The organism is Mesorhizobium sp. BR1-1-13, assembly GCF_020165515.1.
Lineage (GTDB): Bacteria > Pseudomonadota > Alphaproteobacteria > Rhizobiales > Rhizobiaceae > Mesorhizobium.
Genome location: NZ_JAIUIH010000011.1, coordinates 171860 through 197370, shown reverse-complemented (window position 1 = coordinate 197370; position 25511 = coordinate 171860). Strand labels below are relative to the sequence as shown.

Genomic DNA, 25511 nt, shown 5'->3' with positions numbered 1-25511 from the left:
AGCTATTATTTGCCGGCCAGAATATCCTTGATCAGCCGCTGGCAGCGCTCGGCCATGAAATCCAGCAGCAGGCGCACCTTCGGGTCCTGCAGCTTCTTGTGCGGATAGACGGCGGCGAACTGCACCGGCGTCGGCGGCGTGGCGGCCAGGATGATCTTCAGCCGCCGGTCGCGGATGAAAGGCTCGACCTCGAAGCGCGGCTTGTTGATGATGCCGCGCCCCGACAGCGCCCAGCCGGTCAACACGTCGCCATCGTCCGTATCATAGGGTCCGTGCACCTCGAATTTCTGCGGCCCGTTCGGCGTCTGCAAGGTCCAGACATATTCGCGCGCGCCGGAATAGCGCAGCATCAGGCAATCGTGCTTCCTGCTGATCAGTTCCTGCGGCTCGGCCGGCTCTCCGCGCGCCTCCAGATATTTGGGCGCTGCGACCAGCACCCGCTCGCATTCCATGATGCCGCGCATCCTGAGGCTGGAATCCTCGATGATACCGAGCCGGAAGGCGACGTCGATGCCCTCTTTCATGATATCGACATTGTGATCCGAGAGCCTCAGCCGCACCTCGATATCAGGATATTTGTCGTGGAAATCGGGAATGCCCGAGGCCACCAGGCGGCGGCCGAGGCCGAGCGGCGCGGTCACGCGGATGGTGCCGCGCGGCTGGCCGGAAAGGGCCGAGACCGCGGCCTCCGCCTCGGTGATCGCTTCCAGCACCTGCTTGGCGCCGGTGTAGAAGACCGTGCCATGCTCGGTCGGCATCAATTGTCGTGTCGTGCGGTTGAACAGCCGCACACCAAGGTGCTTCTCCAACTCCTTGATGCGGTTGGAAGCAACCGCCGGCGAAATGCGCATGTCGCGCCCAGCCGCCGACAGATTGCCGAGCTCGACCACGCGGACGAAGACGGCGATGTTGTCGAGATAGGCCATGCGGTTCAGTGGCTTTCAATCAAGCTGTGTGCGAGCAACCTAGTATTTTCCAATTTTTTTTGAAAGTCATCGCACACCTCGCCTCTTTCCGTTTGCGCGCCACACCGTAAAGTCGCTTCATCGGCAGGGACGACTTCAATGATGGATTTCGCTATTTTCTGGGACTGGCTGAGCTTTGCCGTGCGCTGGCTGCACGTCATCACCGGCATCGCCTGGATCGGCTCGTCCTTCTATTTCGTCGCGCTCGATCTCGGTTTGCGCCAGCGACCGAGCATGCCTGCCGGCGCCTTCGGCGAGGAGTGGCAGGTGCATGGCGGCGGCTTCTATCACATCCAGAAATACCTGGTCGCGCCGGCCGAGATGCCGGAACACCTCACCTGGTTCAAATGGGAATCCTACGCTACCTGGCTGTCCGGCTTCGCCATGCTGTGCGTGGTCTACTATGCCGGGGCCGACCTGTTCCTGATCGATCCCAACGTGCTGCCGATGTCGGTGCCGGTCGGCATCCTCCTGTCGATGGCGACGATCGGCGTCGGCTGGGTGGTCTATGACCTACTCTGCCGTTCGCCGCTGGGCAAAAGCGACACCGGCCTGATGCTGGTGCTCTATTGCGTGCTGGTGTTCATCGCCTGGGGGCTGACCCATCTGTTCACCGGCCGCGCCGCTTTCCTGCATCTGGGCGCCATCACCGCCACGATCATGTCGGCCAATGTTTTCATGGTCATCATCCCCAACCAGAAGATCGTCGTTGCCGACCTCATCGCCGGCCGCAAGCCGGATCCGAAATACGGCAAGATCGCCAAGCAGCGCTCGCTCCACAACAACTATCTGACACTGCCGGTGCTGTTCCTGATGCTGTCGAACCATTATCCGCTGGCGTTCGGCACTGAGTTCAACTGGATCATCGCCTCTCTGGTGTTCATCATCGGCGTGCTGATCCGCCATTACTTCAACACCGTTCACAAGCGCGCCGGCAACCCGCACTGGACCTGGCTGGGCGCCCTTGTCCTGTTCCTCGTCATCATCTGGCTGTCGACCGTGCCGAAGGTGTTGACCGGCGAACCGAAGGCGTCCGCCTCGGCGCAAGTCTATGTCGCCTCCGTGCATTTCCCGGCCGTGCGTGACACCGTGCTCGGCCGCTGCTCGATGTGCCATGCCCAGGAGCCGGTCTATGAGGGCATCTACCATGCCCCCAAGGGCGTGATGCTGGATACCGACGCCAACATCGCCGAGCATGCCCGCGAGATCTATCTGCAGGCCGGCCGCAGCCATGCCATGCCGCCCGCCAATGTCAGCCAGATATCAGACAAGGAGCGGGCGCTGCTGGTGGCCTGGTTCGAAGGCGCGGGGAAATAAGCATGACATCGACGCTTCTGCGTGGCCGCACGCTGTCCTTCGTGCGCTGGCCGGAAACCATCGATGATCATTCCGCCTGGCGCTACGAGGAGGATGGCGGCCTGCTGATCCGCGACGGCAGGATCGTCGCTGCAGGCGCTTACGTCGATGTTGAAAGGAAGGCAGGCGAAACAGCGAGAAGGATTGATCACCGGCCACATCTGCTGCTGCCGGGCTTCATCGATGCCCATGTGCATTTCCCGCAGATGCAGATCATCGCCTCCTACGGCGCCGAACTGCTCGATTGGCTGAACGCCTACACCTTCCCGGAAGAGACGAAATTCGCCAACGCGCAGCACGGGCGGCGCGTCGCACGGCTGTTCCTCGACGAGATGGTGCGCCACGGCACCACGACGGTTGCCGCCTACTGTTCCGTGCACAAGGCCTCCGCCGAAGCCTTTTTCGCCGAGTCGCATGATCGCAACATGCTCAACATCGCCGGCAAGGTGATGATGGATCGCAACGCACCCGATGGCGTGCTCGACACGCCGCAATCAGGCTATGACGACAGCAAAGCGCTGATCAGGGAGTGGCACGGCAAGGGCCGGCAGCTTTACGCCATCACCCCTCGCTTCGCGATCACCTCGTCGCCGGAGCAGATGGAGATGGCCGGAGCGCTATGCCGCGAACATCCCGACCTGCATATCCAGACGCATCTGTCGGAAAACCATGCCGAGATTGCCTTCACGCAGGAGCTTTATCCGTGGTCGCGCGACTACACCGACGTCTACGAGCATTACGGGCTGCTGGGGAAAAAGAGCCTGCTCGGCCACTGCATCCATCTGTCGGAGCGCGAGGCGGACGCGCTTTCGGACTCAGGCTCCGTAGCCGTGTTCTGCCCGACCTCGAACCTGTTCCTCGGCTCCGGCCTGTTCGATTATCAGCGCTACCGCACCCGCGATAAAGCCCTCCGCATCGCCGCCGCCACCGATGTCGGCGGCGGCACCAATTATTCCATGCTGCGCACAATGGATGAGGGCTACAAGGTGATCGCGCTGAATGGCGAGAAGCTGAACCCGTTCCAGTCCTTCTGGCAGGTCACGCGCGGCAATGCCGAGGCGTTGTCGGTAGCGCAAAGGATCGGCACGCTGGAGGAAGGCACCGACGCCGATATCGTTGTGCTGGATGCCAGAGCGACGCCGGCAATGCGGCTCAGGATGGAGACCGCCGAGACGCTGGCGCAGGAACTCTTTCTCTTGCAGACGCTGGGCGATGACCGCGCCGTGCGCGAAGTCTATGTGTCGGGACGGGCTGCCAAGAGCGACATAGCGATTTAGGATGTGTCGACAAGTTCCTTGACCCAGCGGCAACCATCGGTCAAAGCGTTCGGCGACGTTGACAGGGGAACGACATGGCCGTTGCCGAAGACATCGCTCTGATCAGGAGACAGGAGGAAGTTCTTGTCTTTCCCGCCTTCGACGAGGCGGTCGCGTTCAGTATCGGCGCGGCGATCCGCGACCGGGCGCTCGCTGAAAATCTCCCGATCATCGTCGACATCAGGACCTTCGACCGGCCGCTGTTCTATGCAGCCATGCCGGGCTCGAACGCTTCCAATCCCGACTGGGCGCGGCGCAAGATCAATGTCGTCAGGCGCTATCTCAGAAGCACGTATCGCATGGTGCTGGAGCAGCAGCGCCCCGATCGAACCTTCAAGATCGGTGAAGGCCTTGATATAGCGGATTATGTGCTCGCTGGCGGCGGTTTTCCGGTCACGGTCAAGAGCGCCGGCGTGATCGGCGTGATCGCGGTCTCGGGCCTGCCGGAGCGCGAGGATCATGGCGTGGTGGTGAGTGCGCTGTGCGATTATTTGAAGATAAATCAAAGCGAACTGTCGCTCCCGCCGGAAGAAAAATCGTGACGTCGGCGCAACGCCGGTCTTCCAAGAATTCGCAAACCGCTGGCAGCGCCCCATCATGACCGTGCTCGATCCCAGATCCTTCCTCATCTCCATCTTCAACGCCGCCGTTGCCGCTGCCGATCCGGAAAAGACCATCAGGGATCATTTGCCGGCCAGACCCAGGGGCCGCACCATCGTCATTGGCGCCGGCAAAGGCTCGGCGCAGATGGCGGCGGCCTTCGAGAAAGCATGGGACGGTCCGATCGAAGGACTGGTCGTCACCCGCTACGGCTATGGCGCGAAATGCGAGCGCATCGAGATCATCGAAGCGGCGCATCCGGTGCCGGACGCCGCCGGGCTCGAAGCTTCGCGGCGGCTGCTCGAGAAGGTGCAAGGGCTGACATCAGACGATCTGGTGGTGGCGCTGATTTCCGGCGGCGGTTCGGCGCTGCTGCCGTCACCCGCAACCGGCCTGACATTGGCCGACGAGATCGCCGTCAACGAGGCGCTGCTGGCGTCGGGCGCGCCGATCGCGGCGATGAACACCATCCGCAAGCATCTTTCCACCATCAAGGGCGGCCGGCTGGCCGCCGCCGCCTGGCCGGCCAAAATGGTGTCGCTGGTTGTCTCCGATATTCCCGGTGACAATCCGGCGCTGGTCGCATCCGGCCCGACCGTTCCCGACACCGGCAGCCGGGTGGATGCGCTGGCGTCGATATCAGCCTACGGCATGAACCTGCCGGCCTCGGTCATGGCGCATATCAATTCACCGGCCGCCGATGCACCAGTTCCCGGGGATGAGCGCTTTTCGCGCAACGAGGTGCATCTGATCGCCTCCGCCGGCGTGTCGCTCGAAGCAGCCGCAGCGGAAGCGGGCCGACGGGGCATCGAGGCTGTCATTCTCTCGGATGCCATCGAAGGCGAAGCCCGCGAGGTGGGCGGGGTTCACGCGGCCATCGCGCGCGAAGTGGCGACACGCAACCGGCCTTTCTCAAAGCCGGTGCTGATCCTGTCCGGCGGCGAGACCACGGTGACGCTGCGTGCCAAGGGGAAAGGCGGCCGCAATACGGAATTCCTGCTCGCCTTCGCCATCGGCATCAACGGCGTGCAAGGCATTGACGCCCTGGCCGCCGACACCGACGGCATCGACGGCTCGCAGGACAATGCCGGCGCCTTCGCCGATGGTTCCACGGTTTCGCGCATGCGCGCGGCCGGCATCGACGCCAAGGCGATGCTGGCAGGCAACAATGCCTGGACGGCTTTCAACGCGGTCGGCGATCTGTTCGTGCCTGGCCCGACCGGCACCAATGTCAACGATCTCCGGGCGATCCTGATTCGGTAGACGCTCGGATCAGGCAGCCATCAGCCGCTTCACCTGCTTCATGTCTTGCAGGAACCGTTCGCGCTCGGCCTCCTTGTCCGCACGGTCACGGATGCGCAGGATGAAGGAGGGATGGATGGTTATGAACACACGCATGCCATCTTCCCGCTCGATCGCCTGGCCGCGCATTTTCGTCACCGGAACCGCCTTGCCGAGCAGCGAGAGTGCAGCGGTGGCGCCGAGCGCCACGGCAAGGTTCGGTTTGATCAGTCCGAATTCCTGGTCGAGCCACCAGCGGCACGCCTGAACCTCGCCGGCGTTCGGCTTGGAATGAATGCGACGCTTGCCGCGCGGTTCGAACTTGAAGTGCTTGACTGCATTGGTGACGTAGACTTTCTGGCGGTCGACCCCGGCGTCGTCCAGTATGGCGTCGAACACCCGTCCGGCCGGGCCGACGAAAGGAGCGCCGGCGAGATCTTCCTGATCGCCGGGCTGCTCGCCGACGAAAATCACCTTGGCGCCCTCAGGCCCTTCGCCGAACACGGTCTGCGTCGCATCGCGCCAAAGCGGGCAGCGGTGGCAAGCCTTCGCCACCTCACGCAGCTCCGAGATCGAGGTGACATCTGGCAGTGGCTCGTCGGACGGCCCGGAAATGCGCCTGGCCGGCCTCTTCGCTTCATGCGTTTGGCCTGTGGTCGCCATCATCCTGTCCTGTCGGTTTTGACAGTGAAATGGACGGGGCCGGCGATGGTTCCTCCGAGGGCTCAGACCTCGTGCAGATAAAGGTGATAATCCAGCTCGCTGACCGTGCGCGCCACGCGCAGGTATTCGGACTGCTTGATCGCCACGAAGGTGCGGTGCAGGTCTTCGCCAAGCGCGCCTTTGAGGAAGCTGGACGCTCTGGCCGCCTCGATCGCTGCGCGCCAGTCGACCGGCATGGTCGTGCGCGTCACCGCCGCCTCGTAGCCGTTGCCGGTCGTCTCGGGTCCGGGATCGAGGCCTTCGTCCAGGCCTTTGACGATGCCGGCAAGCACGGTTGCCGCAATCAGATACGGGTTCGCGTCGACGCCCGACGGCCGATGCTCGATGCGCCGGTTCCTGGCGTCGCCCGCCGGCACGCGCAGCGCCACCGACCGGTTGTTGACGCCCCAGGTCGGCGCCACCGGTGCATAGGATTGCGAGACGAAGCGCCGCCAGGAATTGGCGTGCGGCGCAAACACCAGCATCGATTCCGCCATGGTCTGGATCAGGCCGCCCAGCCCGCGCAGCAGCGGCAACGACCAACTCTCGCCGCCGGCCTCCGAAAAAACGTTTCGGCCGGCCTTGTCCTGCAGCGAGACGTGGAAATGCATGCCGGAGCCGGCGTATTTCTCGATCGGCTTGGCCATGAAGCAAGCGGTGACGCCATGGCGGCGCGCCTGCGCCCGCACCAGCCGCTTCAGCATGACGAGGTCGTCGGCTGCCCGCATCACATCCTTGCGGTAGTTCAGCGTCAATTCGTACTGGCCGGGCGCATATTCGGAAATCACGGTCTCGGCCGGAATGCCCTGTGCCTTGGCCGCGGCATAGATGTCGGAGAACAGCGGCTCCATGCCGTGCAGATGGTCGACCGAGTAGACCTCGGTCTTGCCCGAGACCCGGCCATCCAGCACGGCGCGCGCCGGCTGCACCTTGCCGTCGCTGTCGCGCTCATTGGCGAGGAGAAAAAATTCGAGCTCGAAGGCGCCGGCCGGGTACAGCCCCTTGGAAGCCAATATATCGACCTGCCTTGCCAGCGCCAGCCGCGGGTCCGATGACATCGGCGCGCCGTCGAGATGATACATCGCCATCAGCACCTGGCCGCGCGGCGGGTTGGTCCCGTGCAGTGGCACTAGCGTGCCAGGAATCGGCCAAGCGCGCAGATCGCCGTCGCCGGTGGTCCAGATCAGCCCGGTCTCGTGCACGTCCTCGCCGGTGATGTCGAGGCCGAGGATCGAGATCGGCATGTGCCGGCCGCCTTCGAAGATGGCTTTCAGCTCGTGCCGGCGCACGATCTTGCCACGGCCGACGCCGTTGGCATCGGTCAGCACGATATCGAAGGCTTCGATCTCGGGATGGGCATCGAGAAAGGCCTGCGCCTCGGCGGGCGTCGAGCCCGAAGGTGAAGTCATGATGGAACCCGGCCTGGCTTGCGCGCCTGTCTGTGGGGTGGCTTGTCTCATGCCGCAAGCTCCGCCGCAACTGCGCCGAAGGCGGTGATCAGCCGGTCGACCTGGGCGCCAGTGGTCGCCGGAGAGATCAGCATCATATTGTGGAAGGGCGCGATCAGCACGCCGCGATTGACCAGCGCGACATGGATCGCCGCTTCCAGTTCCGGCGCGTGCGCGGCTTCCGCTTCGCCGCCGTTCCTCAGTGGACCGGGCGCGCAGATGAACTCGACGCGGGCGCCGACACGGGCGACGTGCCAGGGCAGGCGATAGCGGTCGATGACTGCGGTCAACCCAGCATCGAGCCGCCGCGCCAGGTGATCCATGCGGGCATAGTTCTCCTCCGTCATCACCTCTTCGAGCGCGGCGCGCATGGCCGCGAATTGCAGAGGATTGGCCGAGAGCGTCGTGCCCATGCCGGAATAACCCGGCTCTTTCGTCCTGTTGTAGTCGGCGTAGCGCGAGGCGACCTCTTCGCTCATGCCCCACACGCTCGCGGGCACACCGCCGGCGATCGGCTTGCCCAGCACGAACAGGTCCGGCTCCAGCCCGTATTTGGCGGTATAGCCGCCCGGTCCGGTCGAGATCGTATGCGTCTCATCGATCAGAAGCAGCGTGCCGGCCGCGCGCGTCAGCTTTCGCAGCGCCTCGTGGAAACCGGGATCGGCCAGCACCATGCAGGAATTGGTCAGCACCGGTTCGGTGATGACGCAGGCGACATCCTGATCCCTGAGCGCCGCCTCCAGCGCGGCAACGTCGTTGAACTCGATGACCTTGGTGGTGCGGGTCAGGTCGCGGAATTCGCCGGCCAATCCGGGCCGGTTGGCCGGCTTGCCGTCGATCAACCGCACCATCGTCTCGTCGACAGAGCCGTGATAACAGCCGTTGAAGACCAATATCTTTTCTCGCCCGGTGACGGCGCGGGCAACGCGCAGCGCGAAGCGGTTGGCATCGGTCGCCGTCGTGGCGATCTGCCAGAACGGCAGGCCGAAGCGCTGTTGCAACAGCTTTCCGATGGCGAGCGCATCTTCCGAAGGCAGCATGTATGTCAGGCCGCGTCCCGCCTGCCGGCGGATGGCGCGCGCTATCGCCGGCGGCGAATGGCCGAACATCGATCCGGTGTCGCCGAGGCAGAAATCGTCGAGCCTGTTGCCGTCGATGTCGGTGATCGTAGCGCCTTTGGCGCTCTCGACCAGAATCGGAAACGGCGTCGGCCAGTCGTTCATCCAGTGCATCGGCACCCCGCCGAAGAAGCAAGGCATGCCGTTGCCGGCCTTGGCCTGCGATTTCGGCCGCGCCTTGCGGAAGCTGGCGCCCTCGGTGTCGCGCAATGCGGCAATGCGGTCGCGGCTGACGCCGCCAATGGACGTTTTCGATGTGTCGCTGCTGTGCATGAAGCATCCCTCTGGGGGGAGTAGGGCGGTAGGGCGGTAGAAGACGTCAGCGCGCACGACTGCACGTCATGTCCTCACTCGTTGTCCCCCTTCTCCCTTACTCCCCTACTCCCTTAACCCGTGATGTCGATAACGCCGCAGTCGCCGGCGGCACTGCCGAAGGCGATGCGGCGTTCCTCCCTGTCCCACATCATCGAGGTGATGGCGCCCTTGCCGGGGCGGCGCAACAGCACTTCCTTGGCGTCGGAAAAACGCACCGCCATCACCATGCCGTCCTCATAGCCGATGGCGACGACATCCTGGCTTGGATGGCAGGCGACTGAGGTCACCATCGCATCGCCGCGCGTGCCGAGTTCCAGCGGCGCCTTGCCCATCGGCCCGTCCTTGCCTGAAAACGGCCAGATGATCGCTGCCGGCGCGCCGGAACTCGCCAGCCACTTGCCTTTCACGCTCCATGACAGGCTTTTGACCTTGGCGGGATAGCCGCTCATGCGCATGTGTTTGCCGTCCGCCAGCTTCCAGCCGTGCAATGCGTTTTCCTGCATGGTGGTGACGAGGAAGGCGCCGTCAGGCGAAAAAGTGATGCCGGTATGGGCGCCGGCCCATTCGAGCTCCACCGGCTTGCCCTCGGCGGCCGGGAAATGCAGCGTCGCGCCATTGTAGCGCGCGACGCCGAAGCGCATGCCTTTGGGCGAAAATGCCAGCCCCTCGACCGAACGCGGATGGACGAACTCTTTTGTCCGGCCGTCGACAAAGCGCACATAGGCGGTCTTGCCTGTAGCATAGGCGATGGCGCCTTGCGGGCCTGCGGCGACGCTGGTGATCCACTTCTTGCCCGCGCTCGCCAATTCCTTGGCCTCGCCGCCCGCTTTCACCGCAAACACCTTGCCGTCTTCGCCGCCGGTGAGCAGCCGGTCATTGGCGGCATCGTGGAAGGCCGCGAGCAGCCCGTCATTGCCCTGCACCGTCTTGTGGCCATTGTCGAGCCGATGGACGGTGCCGTCGGCCAGCGCGAAATGCGGCACGTCGCCGAGGAAGACGGCTGCGAGGCAATGGCCTTCGAGATCAAGCGGGGCGACGGTGGGCATGTAAGACAAGTCCATTCCAGATTGTTGCTGGTCGTCTCGGGAGCCGCCAGCGCGGCTAGACGCGGCCCTACCTTCTCCCACAAGGAGAGAAGCAAGAGCGGGCAGCGCTAGCGCCATGGAGTCCGGAAATCAAGCGGCCTGGCAGGCCTCGAAGCTCTTCCTCAGCCGTTCGGCGTCCAGTTCGCGGCCGATGAACACCAGCCGGCTCTCATGCTTCTCGCCGTCTTTCCAGGCGCGCTGGTGGTCGCCCTCGATTATCATGTGCACGCCCTGGATGACGTAGCGCTCGTCGTCGCCCTTCAAGGCGATGATGCCTTTCAGGCGCAGGATGTTCGGCCCCTCCATCTGGGTGACCTTCTCGATCCAGGGAAAGAATTTCTTCGGATCCATCTCGCCTCCGCGCAGCGAAACCGACTGCACCGTCACGTCATGGATGTCGGATGGGTGGGCGTGATGGTGGTGCCCATCGTGGTCATGATCGTGCCCGTCATGATCGTGGTGGTGATGATCGTGGTCATGATCATGGTGGTCGTCATGCGCCTCGAGGAAATGCGGGTCGTTCTCCAGCGCCTTCGACAGGTCGAAGGCGCCGCGGTCGAGCACTTCCGACAGCGCCACGCCGGCGCGGGTGGTGCGATGGATCCTTGCCGCCGGGTTGATGGCGCGGATCGTCGCTTCGACCTTGGCGAGTTCTTCTGGTGTGACGAGGTCGGTCTTGTTGAGCACGACGACGTCGGCGAAGGCGATCTGGTCCTCGGCTTCCTTGGAATCCTTCAGCCTGAGGGGCAGGTGCTTGGCGTCGACCAGCGCCACCACCGCGTCGAGCTTGGTCTTGGAGCGTACGTCGTCGTCCATGAAGAAGGTCTGCGCGACGGGCACCGGATCGGCGAGACCCGTGGTCTCCACCACGATGGCGTCGAAGCGGCCGGGCCGGCGCATCAGGCCCTCGACCACGCGGATCAGGTCGCCGCGCACCGTGCAGCAGACGCAGCCATTGTTCATCTCGTAGATCTCCTCGTCGGATTCCACGATCAGGTCGTTGTCGATGCCGATCTCGCCGAATTCGTTGACGATGACGGCGTAGCGCCTGCCGTGGTTTTCCGACAGGATGCGGTTGAGCAGCGTCGTCTTGCCGGCGCCGAGATAGCCGGTCAGAACGGTTACGGGGATCTGCGTCTGTGCGTCGCTCATGGCTTGCCTCGAATGGATTGGGCCTTGAAAGATTTCGGCCTCGAAAGGGATTGTCGGCTCCATATAGGATGTGCGGCGGGCTTTTGCACGAGGCAAACCGCGAATGGCTGCGGTCCAATCCATAGGCCAAGGTCTCGTCGAACCAGGCTGCGCGCGGCGGCCTGCGGACTGTGCGGTATCGGTGCGCAAAAAGAGCCTGTGGACGACCACGGCGGGCCGATCCACCGCAATCGCTTTGGCGAAAAGTCGTTTGTCATCTAACTGAAATAATCATCTGGCATTAGCCACGGCGGGCACCGCAATGCTTGCCGGCAAAGCTGTTTCAGGCGCCGGAATCTTTTTGATCGTCGATTGCCAACCGGCCGGCTGCGTCTATGCTGCCCGCACCGGTATGGCCGAAGAGGGATGACCATGGCCAAGGCGGACAAGACTGCGACAATGAGCCGGCTGCATTCGGCGGCAAGGCTGGCAAGAACAGCGCTTGCGGCACGGCTGCTGGCGCATGGCTTCTATGCCGGCCAGGACCAGATCATGCTGGCGCTCGACCGCGAGGATGGCCAGACCCCGGGCAATCTGGCTGGCCGGCTCGGCGTGCGCCCGCCCACCATCACCAAGACCATCAATCGGCTGCAAGCACAGGGTTTTCTGCAAAAGCGCGCCTCCGACGCCGATGCCCGCCAGGCGCATATCTTTCTCACCGACACCGGCCGCGAGACCATCCGCGCCATCGAAAAATCGGTGAAGAAGACCGAAAAGCAGGCGCTGAAGGGCCTCGACAAGAAGGATCAGAAGGCGCTGTTCAAATTTCTTGCCCGTATCGAAGCCAATCTTTCGAACGAAGAACTGGCCTTGATCGACGACGACGCCGAGTCGGACGACTGACCGCCGATTGCGGTGATCAGGCCGCCGCTGCGGACCTACGGATCAGCGAAGACCAGCGTCCCGGCGTCATGCCGAATGCCTTCTTGAATTGCCTGTTGAAGTGGCTTTGGTCGCTGAAACCGGCCGCGGTCGCGATCTGTGCCAGTGGCTCGCCGGCGGCGATCATACGCCGTGCGCGCTGAAGACGTCGCATCAAAAGGAAACGATGCGGACTGGTGGAGAAAGCGGCGCGGAAATGCCTGGACAAGGCATAGCGGTCGAACCCGGTAACCGCCTCCAACTCGTCGGATCGCACGGGCCGGGCAGAGTTTTCCGTGAGATAGTCGCGCGCCAGCGCGGCCGCCCGCCAGGCCGTTCCCGGCACCGCTCTCGCCGGCTGGCCGGCATGGGGGGCGAGCCCTTGCATCAGTTGCGCCAGGAAGTCGGCGACAAACAGCTCGTCGAGTTCCTCCTCCAGCGGACCCAGGGCCGAAAGCAAGGTGGCGCACAGGCGTTCGTCCGCCACCACGGCCTGCCTGACGAAAGGCAGCGATGCGCCCCCGAGGCAGTCCAGCATCAGTGACGGTTCCAGATAGAGGATCCTGTAGCGCAGCCCGTCCTCGGTTCCGGCGCCGCCATCATGCAGTTCGTCGGGATGCAGGACGATGATCTGGCCGGGCAGGCTATGGCGCACCGCACCGCGATAGCGAAAGCTCTGCACGCCTTGCAGCGTCACCCCGATCGCATAGGTGTCGTGGCGATGCATGTCGAAGGCGCTGCCGTGGAATCGCGCCTCGATGCGCTCCATGCCGGCAGGATCGCAGGCGGCAATGATGCAGTTTTCCGCGGCCTCCGCGCACAAACGTCCAAGACCCTGGAACGCCTGACTGCCTAGATCGAGCGACATCGCTTCCTTTCGCCTTGAAAGGGGCACAACCCCGAATGGTCACTGTCTCATGTTCGATACGAAATTTGCAATCGTGCTCAGGGATGATCTGCCGGTCTGGCAAAAACTCAACGTCACCGCATTCCTGACCAGCGGCGTCGTCGCGCAGTTCCCCGATATCATCGGCGAGCCCTATCGTGACCGCGCCGGCAATGTCTACAACCCGCTGTCGATCCAGCCCGTCATCGTGCTGTCCGCCGACCAGGCGACACTCGGCGCAATCCACAGCCGCGCCCTGGAGCGCGGAGTAACGAGCTCGCTCTATGTCGAGGAGATGTTCTCGACCGGGTTCGATGCCGCCAACCGCGCCGTCTTCGCCGAATTCGCGCCGGAAGACGCCAAGGTGGTCGGCATCGCATTGCGCGCCGACAAGAAGACGGTCGACAAGATCACCAAGGGTGCTCGCATGCATCCCTGACGACCCGGGCCTGAGCCTGTCCGCAGCTCTTGTTGTGCCAGCCGCTTTTGGCTTGCCGCACGCCCGCAATTGCCGCAAAGGTGGGCCTCAGCCCAGCTTTCCATCCGGCCTGCAAGTGAGTGCTCCCCAAACATCTTCAGAAAGCGCGACGCCGCCGGTGGCGATCCTGTGCATGCTTTCCACCTATGTCTTCTTCACCTTTCTCGACACCAGCAGCAAATACCTCGTCCTCGCCGGCGTCTCCGCGCTTGTCGTCGCCTGGGTGCGCTTTGCCGTACATGTCGTGCTGGTCGGCGCGCTGTTGCGGGGCTGGCGCGAACCGGCGCGGTTCCGTCCGGCCAACCTGCCGGCTCATGTCCTGCGCGGGCTGTTCCTGTTCGGCTCGACCATCTTCAACGTGCTGGCGCTGCGGTCCCTGCAACTGGCCGAGACGACATCGATCTATTTCTTTGGGCCGATGGTCATCACCGCACTTGCCGGCCCGCTGCTTGGCGAATGGGCGGGCTGGCGGCGGTGGCTGGCGATCCTGGCCGCGTTCGCCGGGGTTCTGATCATCACAAGGCCGGGGGTCGGCGTTTTCGGCGTCGGCCATCTGTTCGCGCTCGGCTCGATGCTGTCGAACTGCTTCTATGTGATCATGACCCGACGCATGTCGGCGACCGAGACATCGGAAAGCCTCATCCTGTTTTCGGCACTGGCCCCGGCGGTGGTGCTCCTGCCCATGCTGCCGTTCTCGTTTTCCTTGCCGCACGATGGCTGGCACTGGTTCATCCTGCTCATGCTCGGCGTCTTTGGCGGCGTCGGTCACTGGCTGCTGGTGCAGGCCTATCGCATGGCCACCACCACCGCGCTCGCCCCTTATCCCTATTCGCAGATGGTGTGGATGATCCTTTCCGGGCTCATCGTCTTCAAGCAGTTCCCCGACCGCTGGACGCTCGTCGGCGCCGCCGTCATCGTCGCCAGCGGTCTCTACATCGTCCATCGCGAGCACCGGCTGCGCCTGCGCAATCGTGCGGTGCTGGACGTCGAGGCGGAAGCGCTGGCAAAAAAACTTTGATTTAGCCTCGAAGGGTGGCATAAGGCCGCCTTTAAACAGTTTAAAAAACGACGGGGGAGCGGAAGGCTGGCACAGAAGATCAAGCTGTCGACGATCGCGGATGCGCTCGGCGTGTCCACGGCCACGGTATCGCTGGCGCTGCGCGACAGCCCGCTGGTCGCAGGTGGCACCCGTGACCGCATCAAGGAACATGCCCGCGCCATCGGCTACATCTACAACCGCCGTGCCGCCAGCCTGCGCACCTCGCGTTCGGGCATTGTCGGCGTCGTCGTGCATGACATCATGAACCCGTTCTTCGCCGAGATCCTGCGCTCGATCGAAAGCGAGCTCGACCGCAGCCGCCAGACCTTCATCCTGTCCAATCACTACGACCAGCTCGAGAAGCAGCGCACTTTCATCGACACGCTTTTGCAGCTCGGCGCCGATGGCGTCATCATGTCGCCGGCCATCGGCACTCCGGCCTCGGATATTCTGATGGCCGAGGAAAACGGCCTGCCGGCGGTGCTGATCGCGCGCACCGTCGAGGGCGCCGACGTGCCGGTTTTTCGCGGCGACGATGCCTATGGCACGGGGCTTGCCACCAATCACCTGATCTCGCTCGGCCACAAGCGCATCGCCATGATCGGCGGCACCGACCAGACCTCGACCGGCCGCGACCGCTACCAGGGCTATGTCAACGCCATGGAGGCCGCCGGGCTGGAAGTGCGGCCGGCCTGGCGCATCCCCGGCCCGCGCACCAAGCAGGCCGGCTTCGAGGCCGCCGGACAGTTCCTGGCGCTGAAGGACAAACCGACAGCCGCCTGCTGCTGGAACGACCTCGTCGCCATCGGCCTGATGAACGGCATCGCGCGCGCCGGCCTGGTGCCCGGCCTGGACATATCGGTCACCGGCTACGACGATCTCGAGGAGGCGGCAATCGCCACGCCGGCGCTGACCACCGTGTGGAACGGTCAGCGCGAGGTTGGCCGCCGCGCCGCCAGCGCCCTGCTCGACAAGCTGAACGGGCAGACGGTGCGGCCCTCGCAGGAACTGATCAAGCCGGAACTGCATGTGCGACAGTCGACCGGCAAGCCGGTGGAGCGCGCATGACAAAGCCCGAGCAACTGCAAGCCGTCGCTATCCTGGTGCCGGGGCATTTCAACGACCATGCGGTCGAGCGCATCGACCGGACATTCAGGCGTGTCGGGATCGAGCGCGCCGATCCGTCCCTGGTCACCGATGAGATGCGTGACAACGTGCGCGCCATCGCCTCGTTCGGCGGCATCAGCGCGGCCCTCATGGATGCATTGCCGAAGCTTGAGATCATCGCCAGTTTCGGCGTCGGCTATGATTCGGTCGATGCCCGCCACGCTGGCGATCACGGCATCATGGTCACCAACACGCCCGATGTGCTGACCGAGGAGGTCGCCGACACCGCCATCGGCCTGCTGATCAACACCGTGCGCGACCTGCCGCGCGCCGAAACCTGGCTGCGCGACGGCAGCTGGCAGCGCAAGGGCAACTATCCCCTGAGCCGGCTTACCTTGCGCGGCCGCAGCGCCGGCATTTTCGGCATGGGCCGTATCGGGCTCGCCATTGCCCGCCGGCTGGAGGCGTTCGGATTGCCCGTCGCCTATCACAACCGACGCCGGGTCGAGGGCCTGTCCTATCCGTACCACCCGACGCTGAAGGCCCTCGCCGAAGCCGTCGACACGTTGATTTCGGTGGTCCCGGGCGGCGCCTCGACGGAAAAGGCGGTCGATGCCGAGATCCTGTCGGCGCTTGGCGCCAACGGCGTCTTCGTCAATATCGGGCGCGGCAGCACGGTCGACGAGGCGGCGCTTGCGACAGCCCTCGCCAACGGCACTATCGCCGCCGCCGGGCTCGATGTCTTCGCCGACGAGCCGAACGTGCCGCGGGCGCTGCTTGACGCGACCAATGCCAGTCTGTTGCCGCATGTCGGCTCCGCGTCGGAGCACACACGTCGCGCCATGGCGGATCTGTGCGTCGACAATCTGGTGTCCTGGTTCAGCGAGCGCCGGTCGATCACACCTGTGCCCGAGACCGCGCATGTGAAGGCGCGCGGCTGAGCGGTCGGACTGCCATATTTATTAACGTCAGCTTAACTCTTTGAAATCATTCTTCATCCTGTCCGTAAGCATGGATGAGGATCAGCATGAAAACGCTTTCCGCACTGATCGGAGCCGCCCTGTTTGGCGGCGTTCAGCTGTTTCATGGCGGCACCGGCGAAAGCGTCGCTGAAGAGGCCGCGCCGCCCGACACCTACAGGCTGGTCGCCAATGGTGATGAGGGGGTTTGCGCAATCAAACGCGGCGCCACCGTCTCGGACGGCCTGTCGCTTTTGACGGTGGCTCCGAACTGCCGCAGACTCATGCCGGGCATCGAGCGGGCGAAATTCTGGCGCGAGCAGGACGACGGCACGGTCGCCTTCAGCGTCAACGGCGTCGATCCGATCGTCACCTTCGCCGTCGCCGATGGCGACGGATTCGAATCCTACGCTCCCGCACTGCCGCTGCTGTCGCTGGCGGCCGCCGGGGACCCGAGCACCGACGACTGACTACTCCGCCGCCGCGCGGGCGCCGGCTTTGGCAGCCGCATGCAGGCGAACCGCGTCGCCGAAGGCCCGGAAGATCTTGGCCGAGTTACTATCCGACTTGACCCAGTATTCGGGATGCCACTGGACGCCGACCGCGAAAGCGCGGGCATCCTTTACAGAGACCGCCTCAACGGTGCCGTCGTGGGCCACGGCTTCGATCTGCAGCTTCGAACCAAGCCGGTCGATGGCCTGCCGGTGCAATGAGTTGACCTTGATCTCGCCAGCACCGAACACGCCGGCCAGGCAACTGCCAGGCTTGATCGAAATGGCCTGGTGGATGGCGAAGCGTTCGTCCTGATTGTCGCTCACCGGCGCGCGGTGGTCGAGCGAGCCTTCACGCTCCTGGATTTCGGTGCCCAGCGTGCCGCCCAGCGCCACGTTCATCTCCTGGATGCCGCGGCAGATGGCAAGCAGCGGCACGCCACGCTCGATCGCCTTGCGAATCAGCGGCAAGGTGGTGGCGTCGCGTGCCGGGTCATAGGGGCCGTTCGCCTCGCTGGCATCGCCGCCATAGAGCGAGGGGTCGACGTTGGATTTCGAGCCGGTCAGCATGACGCCGTCGACCGACGACAGCAGTTCATCGAAATCGAGCCGCTCGCCGAACGAAGGCACCAGCACCGGAAACACGCCGGCGCCGGCGATCGCCGCCTCCAGATATTGCTGTGGGGCGGCATGCCAGGTGTAGTTGTCGAATTGACGGACGTCGGTCGATATGGCGACGAGCGGCTGCTGCATTTTGGCTTTGTTTTCCATCTGGACCGGGGAATCCTGCCTTCAAAATAGGCGATCCCAGCACATTTTTCCATGACAAGTTTCGGTCTGTCGGATGGGCCACCAAACGGCCAGTTAGACTATAGTTGCAAGGCCCTGCGCACACGCCGTCAAATCAGGCCGCCGCGCTGGACTCGACTCCTTGCCCGTGTATTGTTTCGCCCAGCCGTGCGGGGCATCGAGCATGCCCCGCACGGCGGTTTTGTTGATCCAAAAGGGAGGACTTCATGGATCGTCGTTCATTCATCCGCAAGGCCGGGACGACCGGCGTTGGCGCCGCCGCGGCCGCCGCCACGCTCGCAGCACCCGCCATAGCCCAGTCCAATCCAAAGGTGACGTGGCGGCTGGCGTCGTCCTTTCCCAAATCGCTCGACACGATCTATGGCGGCGCCGAGGTCTTCTCAAAGATGCTTTCGGAAGCTACCGACGGCAACTTCCAGATACAGGTCTTCGCCGCTGGCGAACTGGTGCCCGGCCTTCAGGCGGCCGATGCCACCACCGCCGGCACGGTCGAGGCCTGCCACACGGTGGCATACTATTACTGGGGCAAGGACCCGACCTGGGCGCTGGGCGCGGCGGTTCCGTTCTCGCTCAACGCGCGCGGCATGAATGCCTGGCACTATCATGGCGGCGGCATCGACCTGTTCAACGAATTTCTCGCCACGCAAGGTTTGTTCGGCCTGCCTGGCGGCAATACCGGCGTGCAGATGGGCGGCTGGTTCCGCAAGGAGATCAACACGGTGGCCGACCTTTCCGGCCTCAAGATGCGCATCGGCGGCTTCGCCGGCAAGGTTGTGGAGAAGCTCGGCGTCGTGCCGCAGCAGATCGCCGGCGGCGACATCTACCCGGCGCTCGAAAAGGGCACCATCGACGCAGCCGAATGGGTCGGCCCCTATGACGATGAGAAGCTCGGCTTCTACAAGGTCGCGCCCTACTACTACTATCCAGGCTGGTGGGAAGGCGGCCCGACCGTCCACCTGATGTTCAACAAGGCGAAATACGAAGAACTTTCGCCGACTTACAAGTCGCTGCTGCATACCGCCGCGCAAGCCGCCGATGCCAACATGCTGCAGAAATACGACTATCTCAATCCTGCGGCGGTGAAGCGGCTGGTGGCCGGCGGCGCCAAACTGCGTCCGTTCAGCCAGGAGATCATGTCCGCCTGCTTCGAGAAGGCCAATGAGGTCTACGCCGAAATGGAAGCCTCGAACGCGCCGTTCAAGAAGATCTGGGAATCCATCAAAGGCTTCCGTAAGGAGCACTATCTCTGGGCGCAGGTGGCCGAGTACAATTACGACACCTTCATGATGGTCCAGCAGCGCAACGGCAAGCTGTAGATCCCAGTTGGAGAGGGGTTCGCGCCGGCTAATGACCGAAGTCTGCGCTGCCCCTCATCCGCCCGCCTCGGCGCCTTCCTTGCAACGCTCCTGATTGGCGAAACCGGCGATAACGGCGTCCTTCTCCCCGTCACCATATGGGGAGAAGCGCCCGGCACGGCGATGAGGGCGGCGTCAACTGCCGAAAGCCCGCGCTTCAGTCCAGACCCGGCACCACCACCACCTTGACCTCGCCGGCGGCAGGCGGGTTGGCGATCACCGTGGCCGCCTCCTCCAGCGGCACCTGCCTGGAGATCAGCCGGTCGATCTCGATCGCGCCCGAAGCGATCAGCTCGGCGGCGCGGCGGTGCGTGTAGGGATTGAGGAAGGAGCCGAGAACCTTCAACTCGCGAAACAGAAGATCGAAGGGCTCGAACGCCGCCCTCATGCCTTGCGGCACCACGCCGACAATGACGACCGTACCGCCGGCCCTCGCCAGCCGCAGCGACTGCTCGACCGTTTCCTGGACACCTGCACATTCGAGCACCACGTCGACACCGCCGGGCACCAGTCCCGCTGGCCCGGAGATGGCATCGATGACGTCGGCGGCGCTCGCGTCGACCGTTGCCGTCGCGCCGAGCTCTTCCGCCAGCGCGCGCCGCGAAGCCTGGCGCGTCGACAGGATGATGGTCGTCGCCCCTGCAAGCCTTGCCAGTTGCATGGTGAGCAGGCCGATCACGCCGCCACCAAGTATGGCGACCGAGGAGCCGGGCTTGATCTCGGCCAGGTCCACGCCATGGAGGCAGCAGCCGAGCGGCTCGCAGAAGGCGCCATGGGTCGGCTTCAAGTCTGCGGGCAGGACAAAAGCCTGTTTCTGCGGCAGCACGACGTAGTCGGCGAAGCCGCCGTCGCGGTGGATGCCGATGGCATTGAGATTGCTGCACAAATTGACGCGGCCGGCATGGCAATGGCGGCAGCGTCCGCAAGCGATGTTGGGGTCGCCGGTGACGCGGTCGCCGATCGAGAAGCCGCTCACGGAATGTCCCATTGCCTCGACGATGCCGGAGAACTCATGTCCGGGTGTTACCGGTGGCCTGCAGGGAAAGTCGCCGTGGAAAAGATGCCGGTCGGTGCCGCAGACCCCGCAAGCCTCGATGCGCACCAGCAGATCGTCAGGCCCGGGAACGGGCTTGGCGACCTCGCGCAGCGTGATGCTGCCAACCGATTCCAGCCGTACCGCTTTCATGGTTTTGCGACCTCCGGCATCAGTTGAAGCTCGGCGGCTTCGACAGATCCGGCTGCGGCGCCGCCGGTTTGGCGGGCGCCGTGTCGCCGAAGTTCGGCGGTTGCGACAGGTCGGGTGCGGCAGGCGCGGCGGGCGGCGCGGCACCGTTGGCGGGTGCGGTTCCGCTCCCGGCCGGCGGCGTGCCGAGCGGCGTCAGTCCCGGCACCTCCGGCACCGTATAGTCGATCGTACCGGAATCGACCGCCGTGCCCTTGTAGTGCATCACCATTTGCGGGAAGGCGATGGTGAGCCCGATCATGATCACCTGGATGCAGACGAACGGCACGGCGCCCCAATAGATCTGGCCCGTGGTCACCGGCGCGATCTGCTTGCCGGTCAGGCGGTCGAGATAGGGCACCCGGGCGGCGACCGAGCGCAGGTAAAACAGCGCGAAGCCGAAGGGTGGATGCATGAAGCTGGTCTGCATGTTGACGCCCAGAAGCACGCCGAACCAGATCAGGTCGATGCCGAGCTTGTCGGCGGCCGGTGCCAGCAGCGGCACGATGATGAAGGCCAGTTCGAAGAAATCGAGGAAGAAGGCAAGCACGAAGACCAGGATGTTGACGCCGATCAGGAAGCCGACCTCGCCGCCCGGCAGCGAGGTCAAGAGATGCTCGACCCAGATGTGGCCGTTGACGCCGTAGAAGGTGAGCGAGAAGACGCGCGCGCCGATCAGGATGAACAGCACGAAGGACGACAGCCTTGTCGTCGAAGCGAGCGCCTGCTTGACCACGTCCAGCGACAGCCGGCCTTTGATCGCCGCCATCGCCAGCGCGCCGACAGCGCCCATGGCGCCGCCCTCGGTCGGAGTGGCGATGCCGAGAAAAATGGTGCCCAGCACCAGGAAGATCAACGCCAATGGCGGGATCAGCACGATCACGACCTGCTGCGCCAGACGCGACATCATGTTGATTTTCAGGCGCTGATCGGCGATCGCAACGATATAGATCACGGCCACGCCGATGCTGGCGCCGAGGATGTCGGCATTGTCGCCATGGGTCGGTGCGAGATAGCGGTAGGCCGCGTAGGAGATCGCCACCGTCGCCAGCAACGCCACCAGCAGCGACACGACGCCCTGGCCGAGCGTGCGTGCTTCCAGCGGCAGCGCCGGCATCGAATTCGGCCGGACGATCGTCATGATCAGGATGTAGAGCATGTAGAGGCTGGTCAGCACGATGCCGGGGATCAGCGCGCCCGCATACATGTCACCGACCGAGCGGCCGAGCTGGTCGGCGAGCACGATCAGCACCAGCGACGGCGGGATGATCTGGGCGAGCGTTCCGGACGCGGCGATGACGCCAGACGCCAGCCGGCGGTCATAACCGTAGCGCAGCATGATCGGCAGCGAGATCAGCCCCATGGCGATCACCGATGCCGCCACCACGCCGGTCGTCGCGGCCAGCAGCGCGCCGACGAAGATCACGGCGTAGGCAAGCCCGCCGCGGATCGGCCCGAACAGCTGGCCGATCGTATCGAGCAGGTCTTCCGCCATCCCCGATCGCTCGAGCACGATGCCCATGAAGGTGAAGAACGGGATCGCCAGCAGCGTGTCGTTCGACATCACCCTGCTGCCGTAGAAATTATCCGGCAACGCATGCAGCAGCGGCCAGGCGAGATTGATCGAGCCGCCCGAATAGGGAGAGACCAGCACGCCGATGAAGAAGAACAAAAGTCCGTTGGCGGCGAGCGAGAAGGCGACGGGATAGCCGATCAGCAGGAAGAGGACCAGCGAGGCGAACATGATCGGCGCCATGTTCTGGGCGATGAACTCGATCACGAGCGTACCTCGCCAAGCGCCTTAGCCTCGTCTGCCAGTGCCTTGGCTTCGAGTTCCGCCTGCTCATGCGCAGATATGAACGGAGTGGGGTCGTCCATGTCGCCGCGCATGATGGCGATCTTCTTGATGATCTCGGAGATGCCCTGCAGCGCCAGCAGGAAGAAGCCGACCAGCAGGATCGCCTTTGCCGGCCAGATGATCAGCCCGCCGGAATTGTTCGACATTTCGCCGCTGCGGAACGACAGCGACACATAGGGGACGAAATAGATCACCATCAGCGTCACGAACGGCATCAGGAAAAAGAGATGGCCGAGAAGGTCGATCCAGTGCTGCACACGGCGCGGGAACAGGCCGTAGACGATGTCGATGCGGATATGGTCGTTCTGCTTCAACGTATAGGCGGCCGCCAGCATGAAGGCGGCGCCGAACAGGTACCATTGCAGCTCCAGCCATGCATTCGACGAGGTGTCGAACACCTTGCGGATGATCGCGTTGGCGGCGCTCACCAGGATTGCCAGCAGGATCAACCACGATATCCATTTGCCGATGAACTCGTTCACACGGTCGATCGTCCTGGATAGAGCGAGAAGCCCTGCCATGCATTCCTCCCTTGTTGTCCGAGGCGCGACGGCTCCCCTTGTTTTCCGCCGCGCCGTTGTGGCCCAACGGTATGCCGTGCGTGGCAGGACGGGTCAACACAGGAGCGGCGCTGTCAACGCGGTTGTGAGACGAGGGAGCGGACAAAGCGCCGGCCGACCGCGCACGGTTTGGAAAACCGGAACCGGCTACTGGCAGGGTTCGTGGGCAAAATTAAAGCGTTAAGACGGTCGTTTCGTATCCGAAACAAGCTACCGGCGGCCGGCGTCATGCACCAAAGTCTGATGCGGATCAGGCGATCTTGGTCTGGTCGCGACCGGCGCCGATCAGCACCAGCATGGCGACGAGGAACAGGTACATCCACGCGTCGCGCCATTCCACGGGGAAATAGCCGGCCCACAGCGACTCGGCCATGCCGAAGGCGGCAGCGCCCAGGGCCGCCCGCGGCGGCGATAGATAACCGCCGACCGCCGTCACGAACAGGATCTTCAGCCCGTAGACAAGGCCGGAACCGAAACTGACATTGCCGTAATAGAGGCCGGCCATGACGCCGGCCAGCGCGGCGCAGAAACCGCCGAACAGCACTGCGTGGCGGAACACGGCGCGCACGTCTACGCCGCACATGGCGGCCGCCTTGGGATCGTCGGAGACGGCGCGCCAGCGCCGGCCAAAATTCGAATGGTCAAAGGCCCATGCCGCAAGCGCCACCGCCGCCAGCACCACGGCGCAGTCGAGCAACTGGATCAGCGTCAACGTCGCCTTGAAGCCGGCATCCTGCGCGAAAACGACAGGCTGCGCCAGCATAGGCGGCAGCCACAGGTCATGCGTGTCGGCGGCAATGCGGCTTGCTTCCGACAAAACCAGCAGGATGCCGAGCGTGGTCACCACGATCGCGTTGGGCGAGCGGTCGGCCAGCGGTTCGAAGACGCTGCGCGACAGGCCGTGGCTTATGAGCGCGGCGTAGAGGAAAGCCCCCGCGACGCCGAGCACCACCGCCGCCGTCAACGTCAGCCACAGCACCTGGTAGCCGAAGGCGGCGGTCAGGATCATCGTCTGCCCGCAAAAGGCGAACAGCGCGCCATAGGCCAGGTTGGTGCGGTGCAGGATGCCGTTGGTCAGCACATAGCCGAACGCCAGCAGCGCATAGAGTGCGCCTGAATGCAGTCCGTTCAGGACCTGCTGGAACAGATACAGCATGCGAAATCCTCGGGGCATGTCGCCCAAAGCGCATAGCGGTTTTGGGACGACGATACGCTCCAGACAGAAAGCGGCAATACCCGCCCCACGGCAGACTTGCATCGTCGAATCTAACTTGTCAAATGCGATTTATCGGTTAGATTTTCGGACATGACGGTATCCTGGACCCTGCACCGCTTCACCGGCGGCCTGCTCGCGCTCGACACGGCGAACACCGTCGTGCTGCGTGCCGATCCGGAGAGGACCTTCGACCGTTTTGATGATCCGCGCGAGATCGCCCGCTTCGCGGACGCGGCGAGCGGCTTTCGTGCCGCCGAGCTTGGCGGCAGGCGGCTGGCGGTTTCCGCTCCGGCCGCGATCGCGCCCGTCGTGCTGGCGATCCGCGAGGCGACCGACCGGTTGTTTCGCCGCACCGTGTCGAAGGGCGTCGTCGCCACCGATCATCTCTCCGGTTTCCTGGGAGCCTGCGCTGACGGTCTTGCCGGCAGCCGGACCGAAATCGCGGCGCCCGGAAAGCCGTTCGGCGATCCGGCAACGCCGATCGCTTTCGAGGCGGCACTGGCGGTTTCCGCCCTGTCGCTGCTGCGCAACGACACCGTCGCCAGGCTCAGGATCTGTCCCAATTGCTCTTGGCTGTTCGTCGACCGGAGCCGCAATTCCAGCCGCCTTTGGTGCGACATGGCGGTCTGCGGCAACCGCCAGAAGGCAAGCCGTCACTATCGCCGCCGCAGGGCGGCCAATGAGGTCAAAAATGTCCAGGATTAGCTCTCGTTCGGCCCTGCTCGGCATGGCGCTGATCGCGGCGGTGGCGCTCGGCGCCTGCCGCGACGCCGGCAAGGACGGTGAAGGCAAATTGTTCGAGATCTCGGGCAAGATATTCGTCTTCAACTATCGTCTCGCCAGGGCGACGTATGTCGTGACGTTGCGGCCCTTGCGACCGATGGGAGACGGCCAGGTCGCGGTCGCCAGCTTCCAGGATCCGGCCGGCGGCGCGCCGTTGGTGGTCGAGCAGAAGGTCTGGCCCAAGCTCGACAAGGTGACGCTGGAGAGCCCGGCCTTGACCTGCGTCGTCAAGAACAAGCCCTATGCGATCGCCATCAGCATCAAGGGCTCCGACGGCGCGGTCCTGCAGAAGATCGACACCACGCTGATGTCGACCGAAGACCAGTCCATCCTGCCCGACCGGCCGCTCGTCATCGACCAACTCTACACCGCCAATCCCGATCTGGTCGGCCATCCCGACGGCAAGCTGCCGGGTGAGCCGAAGCCGGACTGCTCCAAGGGCATCTGACGCTCGCCGCCAAGCCCGAAGAAAAGCGAAATTTTCGTGCGCCGGACACTGCTCGCGGGGC

At 64.1% G+C, this 25511-nt stretch carries 25 protein-coding genes; 13 read left to right on the top strand and 12 right to left on the bottom strand.

Annotated features, from left to right (window positions below):
- Positions 1–5: 5 nt before the first annotated feature.
- Complete coding sequence (locus LB533_RS23530; RefSeq protein WP_140550348.1) at positions 6–926, bottom strand: LysR family transcriptional regulator; 921 nt, start codon at positions 924–926, stop codon at positions 6–8.
- A 138-nt stretch (positions 927–1064) separates the two neighbouring features.
- Between LB533_RS23530 and LB533_RS23525 the strand changes: the two genes are divergently transcribed.
- From LB533_RS23525 to LB533_RS23510, 4 genes are all read left to right on the top strand, one after another.
- Entirely contained in the window at positions 1065–2282 is a 1218-nt protein-coding gene (locus LB533_RS23525; RefSeq protein ID WP_224678314.1) for a urate hydroxylase PuuD, read from the top strand.
- A gap of 2 nt (positions 2283–2284) precedes the next feature.
- Complete coding sequence (gene guaD, locus LB533_RS23520; RefSeq protein WP_224678313.1) at positions 2285–3598, top strand: guanine deaminase; 1314 nt, start codon at positions 2285–2287, stop codon at positions 3596–3598.
- Between the two features lie 74 nt (positions 3599–3672).
- Positions 3673–4179: a heme-degrading domain-containing protein gene (locus tag LB533_RS23515; RefSeq protein ID WP_224678312.1), complete on the top strand. Its 507-nt coding sequence runs from the start codon at positions 3673–3675 to the stop codon at positions 4177–4179.
- A 55-nt stretch (positions 4180–4234) separates the two neighbouring features.
- A complete protein-coding gene (locus tag LB533_RS23510; RefSeq protein WP_224678311.1) occupies positions 4235–5500 on the top strand; it encodes a glycerate kinase in 1266 nt (421 codons plus the stop codon).
- Between the two features lie 9 nt (positions 5501–5509).
- On the opposite strand, the gene LB533_RS23505 is transcribed toward LB533_RS23510, so the two are convergent.
- The 5 genes from LB533_RS23505 to LB533_RS23485 form a co-directional block, all read right to left on the bottom strand.
- Positions 5510–6247: a UdgX family uracil-DNA binding protein gene (locus LB533_RS23505; RefSeq protein ID WP_224678324.1), complete on the bottom strand. Its 738-nt coding sequence runs from the start codon at positions 6245–6247 to the stop codon at positions 5510–5512.
- A complete protein-coding gene (locus LB533_RS23500) occupies positions 6244–7629 on the bottom strand; it encodes a glutamine synthetase family protein (RefSeq protein ID WP_224678323.1) in 1386 nt (461 codons plus the stop codon). Before LB533_RS23500 ends, LB533_RS23505 begins: the two co-directional genes overlap by 4 nt.
- 47 nt (positions 7630–7676) lie before the next feature.
- The gene (locus LB533_RS23495) at positions 7677–9059 is read right to left on the bottom strand and encodes an aspartate aminotransferase family protein (RefSeq protein ID WP_224678310.1); all 1383 of its coding nucleotides are present in this window, start codon (positions 9057–9059) and stop codon (positions 7677–7679) included.
- 113 nt (positions 9060–9172) lie between these two features.
- Positions 9173–10147: a WD40 repeat domain-containing protein gene (locus tag LB533_RS23490; RefSeq protein ID WP_224678309.1), complete on the bottom strand. Its 975-nt coding sequence runs from the start codon at positions 10145–10147 to the stop codon at positions 9173–9175.
- 129 nt (positions 10148–10276) lie between these two features.
- On the bottom strand, positions 10277–11338 hold the full coding sequence (locus LB533_RS23485; protein WP_140644029.1) for a CobW family GTP-binding protein: 1062 nt from the start codon (positions 11336–11338) through the stop codon (positions 10277–10279).
- Positions 11339–11749: 411 nt separating this feature from the next.
- Between LB533_RS23485 and LB533_RS23480 the strand changes: the two genes are divergently transcribed.
- Positions 11750–12220, top strand: a complete 471-nt coding sequence (locus tag LB533_RS23480) for a MarR family winged helix-turn-helix transcriptional regulator (protein ID WP_140501145.1) — start codon at positions 11750–11752, stop codon at positions 12218–12220.
- Positions 12221–12236: 16 nt separating this feature from the next.
- On the opposite strand, the gene LB533_RS23475 is transcribed toward LB533_RS23480, so the two are convergent.
- Positions 12237–13106, bottom strand: coding sequence for an AraC family transcriptional regulator (locus LB533_RS23475; RefSeq protein WP_140644030.1), 870 nt, complete (start codon positions 13104–13106; stop codon positions 12237–12239).
- A gap of 49 nt (positions 13107–13155) precedes the next feature.
- On the opposite strand from LB533_RS23475, the gene LB533_RS23470 reads away from it, so the two are divergent.
- The 5 genes from LB533_RS23470 to LB533_RS23450 all read left to right on the top strand — a co-directional run bounded on the left by LB533_RS23470 (position 13156) and on the right by LB533_RS23450 (position 17177).
- The gene (locus tag LB533_RS23470; RefSeq protein WP_140567817.1) at positions 13156–13563 is read left to right on the top strand and encodes a DUF2000 family protein; all 408 of its coding nucleotides are present in this window, start codon (positions 13156–13158) and stop codon (positions 13561–13563) included.
- A gap of 172 nt (positions 13564–13735) precedes the next feature.
- Entirely contained in the window at positions 13736–14620 is an 885-nt protein-coding gene (locus tag LB533_RS23465; RefSeq protein ID WP_181169596.1) for a DMT family transporter, read from the top strand.
- Positions 14621–14686: 66 nt separating this feature from the next.
- Positions 14687–15709: a LacI family DNA-binding transcriptional regulator gene (locus LB533_RS23460; RefSeq protein ID WP_140501249.1), complete on the top strand. Its 1023-nt coding sequence runs from the start codon at positions 14687–14689 to the stop codon at positions 15707–15709.
- Positions 15706–16689, top strand: a complete 984-nt coding sequence (locus tag LB533_RS23455) for a 2-hydroxyacid dehydrogenase (RefSeq protein WP_140644033.1) — start codon at positions 15706–15708, stop codon at positions 16687–16689. The genes LB533_RS23460 and LB533_RS23455 overlap by 4 nt, the downstream gene beginning before the upstream one ends.
- 86 nt (positions 16690–16775) lie before the next feature.
- Positions 16776–17177 carry a hypothetical protein gene (locus LB533_RS23450; RefSeq protein ID WP_140644034.1) on the top strand — a complete coding sequence of 134 codons (402 nt, stop codon included), beginning with the start codon at positions 16776–16778 and terminating at the stop codon, positions 17175–17177.
- Here the strand turns inward: LB533_RS23450 and LB533_RS23445 are convergent, their stop codons facing one another.
- Positions 17178–17969, bottom strand: coding sequence for a gamma-glutamyl-gamma-aminobutyrate hydrolase family protein (locus LB533_RS23445; protein ID WP_224678308.1), 792 nt, complete (start codon positions 17967–17969; stop codon positions 17178–17180).
- A gap of 245 nt (positions 17970–18214) precedes the next feature.
- On the opposite strand from LB533_RS23445, the gene LB533_RS23440 reads away from it, so the two are divergent.
- On the top strand, positions 18215–19324 hold the full coding sequence (locus tag LB533_RS23440; protein ID WP_224678307.1) for a TRAP transporter substrate-binding protein: 1110 nt from the start codon (positions 18215–18217) through the stop codon (positions 19322–19324).
- Between the two features lie 196 nt (positions 19325–19520).
- Here the strand turns inward: LB533_RS23440 and LB533_RS23435 are convergent, their stop codons facing one another.
- The 4 genes from LB533_RS23435 to LB533_RS23420 form a co-directional block, all read right to left on the bottom strand.
- A complete protein-coding gene (locus LB533_RS23435) occupies positions 19521–20549 on the bottom strand; it encodes a zinc-dependent alcohol dehydrogenase family protein (RefSeq protein WP_224678306.1) in 1029 nt (342 codons plus the stop codon).
- A gap of 19 nt (positions 20550–20568) precedes the next feature.
- Positions 20569–22365, bottom strand: coding sequence for a TRAP transporter large permease subunit (locus LB533_RS23430; RefSeq protein ID WP_224678305.1), 1797 nt, complete (start codon positions 22363–22365; stop codon positions 20569–20571).
- Entirely contained in the window at positions 22362–22964 is a 603-nt protein-coding gene (locus tag LB533_RS23425; RefSeq protein ID WP_140644038.1) for a TRAP transporter small permease subunit, read from the bottom strand. The genes LB533_RS23430 and LB533_RS23425 overlap by 4 nt, the downstream gene beginning before the upstream one ends.
- A 289-nt stretch (positions 22965–23253) precedes the next feature.
- Entirely contained in the window at positions 23254–24159 is a 906-nt protein-coding gene (locus LB533_RS23420) for a branched-chain amino acid ABC transporter permease (protein WP_224678304.1), read from the bottom strand.
- Between the two features lie 150 nt (positions 24160–24309).
- On the opposite strand from LB533_RS23420, the gene LB533_RS23415 reads away from it, so the two are divergent.
- Positions 24310–24924 carry a CGNR zinc finger domain-containing protein gene (locus tag LB533_RS23415; protein WP_224678303.1) on the top strand — a complete coding sequence of 205 codons (615 nt, stop codon included), beginning with the start codon at positions 24310–24312 and terminating at the stop codon, positions 24922–24924.
- Positions 24911–25450, top strand: a complete 540-nt coding sequence (locus LB533_RS23410; RefSeq protein WP_411970905.1) for a hypothetical protein — start codon at positions 24911–24913, stop codon at positions 25448–25450. The genes LB533_RS23415 and LB533_RS23410 overlap by 14 nt, the downstream gene beginning before the upstream one ends.
- The last annotated feature ends 61 nt before the right edge of the window (positions 25451–25511 follow it).

What these genes read in the sequence shown, in the direction of transcription:
- LB533_RS23530 (WP_140550348.1), bottom strand. Translation starts at nt 926, where the DNA reads ATGGCCTATCTCGACAACATCGCCGTCTTCGTCCGCGTGGTCGAGCTC.
- LB533_RS23525 (WP_224678314.1), top strand. Translation starts at nt 1,065, where the DNA reads ATGATGGATTTCGCTATTTTCTGGGACTGGCTGAGCTTTGCCGTGCGC.
- guaD (WP_224678313.1), top strand. Translation starts at nt 2,285, where the DNA reads ATGACATCGACGCTTCTGCGTGGCCGCACGCTGTCCTTCGTGCGCTGG.
- LB533_RS23515 (WP_224678312.1), top strand. Translation starts at nt 3,673, where the DNA reads ATGGCCGTTGCCGAAGACATCGCTCTGATCAGGAGACAGGAGGAAGTT.
- LB533_RS23510 (WP_224678311.1), top strand. Translation starts at nt 4,235, where the DNA reads ATGACCGTGCTCGATCCCAGATCCTTCCTCATCTCCATCTTCAACGCC.
- LB533_RS23500 (WP_224678323.1), bottom strand. Translation starts at nt 7,629, where the DNA reads ATGACTTCACCTTCGGGCTCGACGCCCGCCGAGGCGCAGGCCTTTCTC.
- LB533_RS23495 (WP_224678310.1), bottom strand. Translation starts at nt 9,059, where the DNA reads ATGCACAGCAGCGACACATCGAAAACGTCCATTGGCGGCGTCAGCCGC.
- LB533_RS23490 (WP_224678309.1), bottom strand. Translation starts at nt 10,147, where the DNA reads ATGCCCACCGTCGCCCCGCTTGATCTCGAAGGCCATTGCCTCGCAGCC.
- LB533_RS23485 (WP_140644029.1), bottom strand. Translation starts at nt 11,338, where the DNA reads ATGAGCGACGCACAGACGCAGATCCCCGTAACCGTTCTGACCGGCTAT.
- LB533_RS23480 (WP_140501145.1), top strand. Translation starts at nt 11,750, where the DNA reads ATGGCCAAGGCGGACAAGACTGCGACAATGAGCCGGCTGCATTCGGCG.
- LB533_RS23475 (WP_140644030.1), bottom strand. Translation starts at nt 13,106, where the DNA reads ATGTCGCTCGATCTAGGCAGTCAGGCGTTCCAGGGTCTTGGACGTTTG.
- LB533_RS23470 (WP_140567817.1), top strand. Translation starts at nt 13,156, where the DNA reads ATGTTCGATACGAAATTTGCAATCGTGCTCAGGGATGATCTGCCGGTC.
- LB533_RS23465 (WP_181169596.1), top strand. Translation starts at nt 13,736, where the DNA reads ATGCTTTCCACCTATGTCTTCTTCACCTTTCTCGACACCAGCAGCAAA.
- LB533_RS23455 (WP_140644033.1), top strand. Translation starts at nt 15,706, where the DNA reads ATGACAAAGCCCGAGCAACTGCAAGCCGTCGCTATCCTGGTGCCGGGG.
- LB533_RS23450 (WP_140644034.1), top strand. Translation starts at nt 16,776, where the DNA reads ATGAAAACGCTTTCCGCACTGATCGGAGCCGCCCTGTTTGGCGGCGTT.
- LB533_RS23445 (WP_224678308.1), bottom strand. Translation starts at nt 17,969, where the DNA reads ATGGAAAACAAAGCCAAAATGCAGCAGCCGCTCGTCGCCATATCGACC.
- LB533_RS23440 (WP_224678307.1), top strand. Translation starts at nt 18,215, where the DNA reads ATGGATCGTCGTTCATTCATCCGCAAGGCCGGGACGACCGGCGTTGGC.
- LB533_RS23435 (WP_224678306.1), bottom strand. Translation starts at nt 20,549, where the DNA reads ATGAAAGCGGTACGGCTGGAATCGGTTGGCAGCATCACGCTGCGCGAG.
- LB533_RS23425 (WP_140644038.1), bottom strand. Translation starts at nt 22,964, where the DNA reads ATGGCAGGGCTTCTCGCTCTATCCAGGACGATCGACCGTGTGAACGAG.
- LB533_RS23420 (WP_224678304.1), bottom strand. Translation starts at nt 24,159, where the DNA reads ATGCTGTATCTGTTCCAGCAGGTCCTGAACGGACTGCATTCAGGCGCA.
- LB533_RS23415 (WP_224678303.1), top strand. Translation starts at nt 24,310, where the DNA reads ATGACGGTATCCTGGACCCTGCACCGCTTCACCGGCGGCCTGCTCGCG.
- LB533_RS23410 (WP_411970905.1), top strand. Translation starts at nt 24,911, where the DNA reads ATGTCCAGGATTAGCTCTCGTTCGGCCCTGCTCGGCATGGCGCTGATC.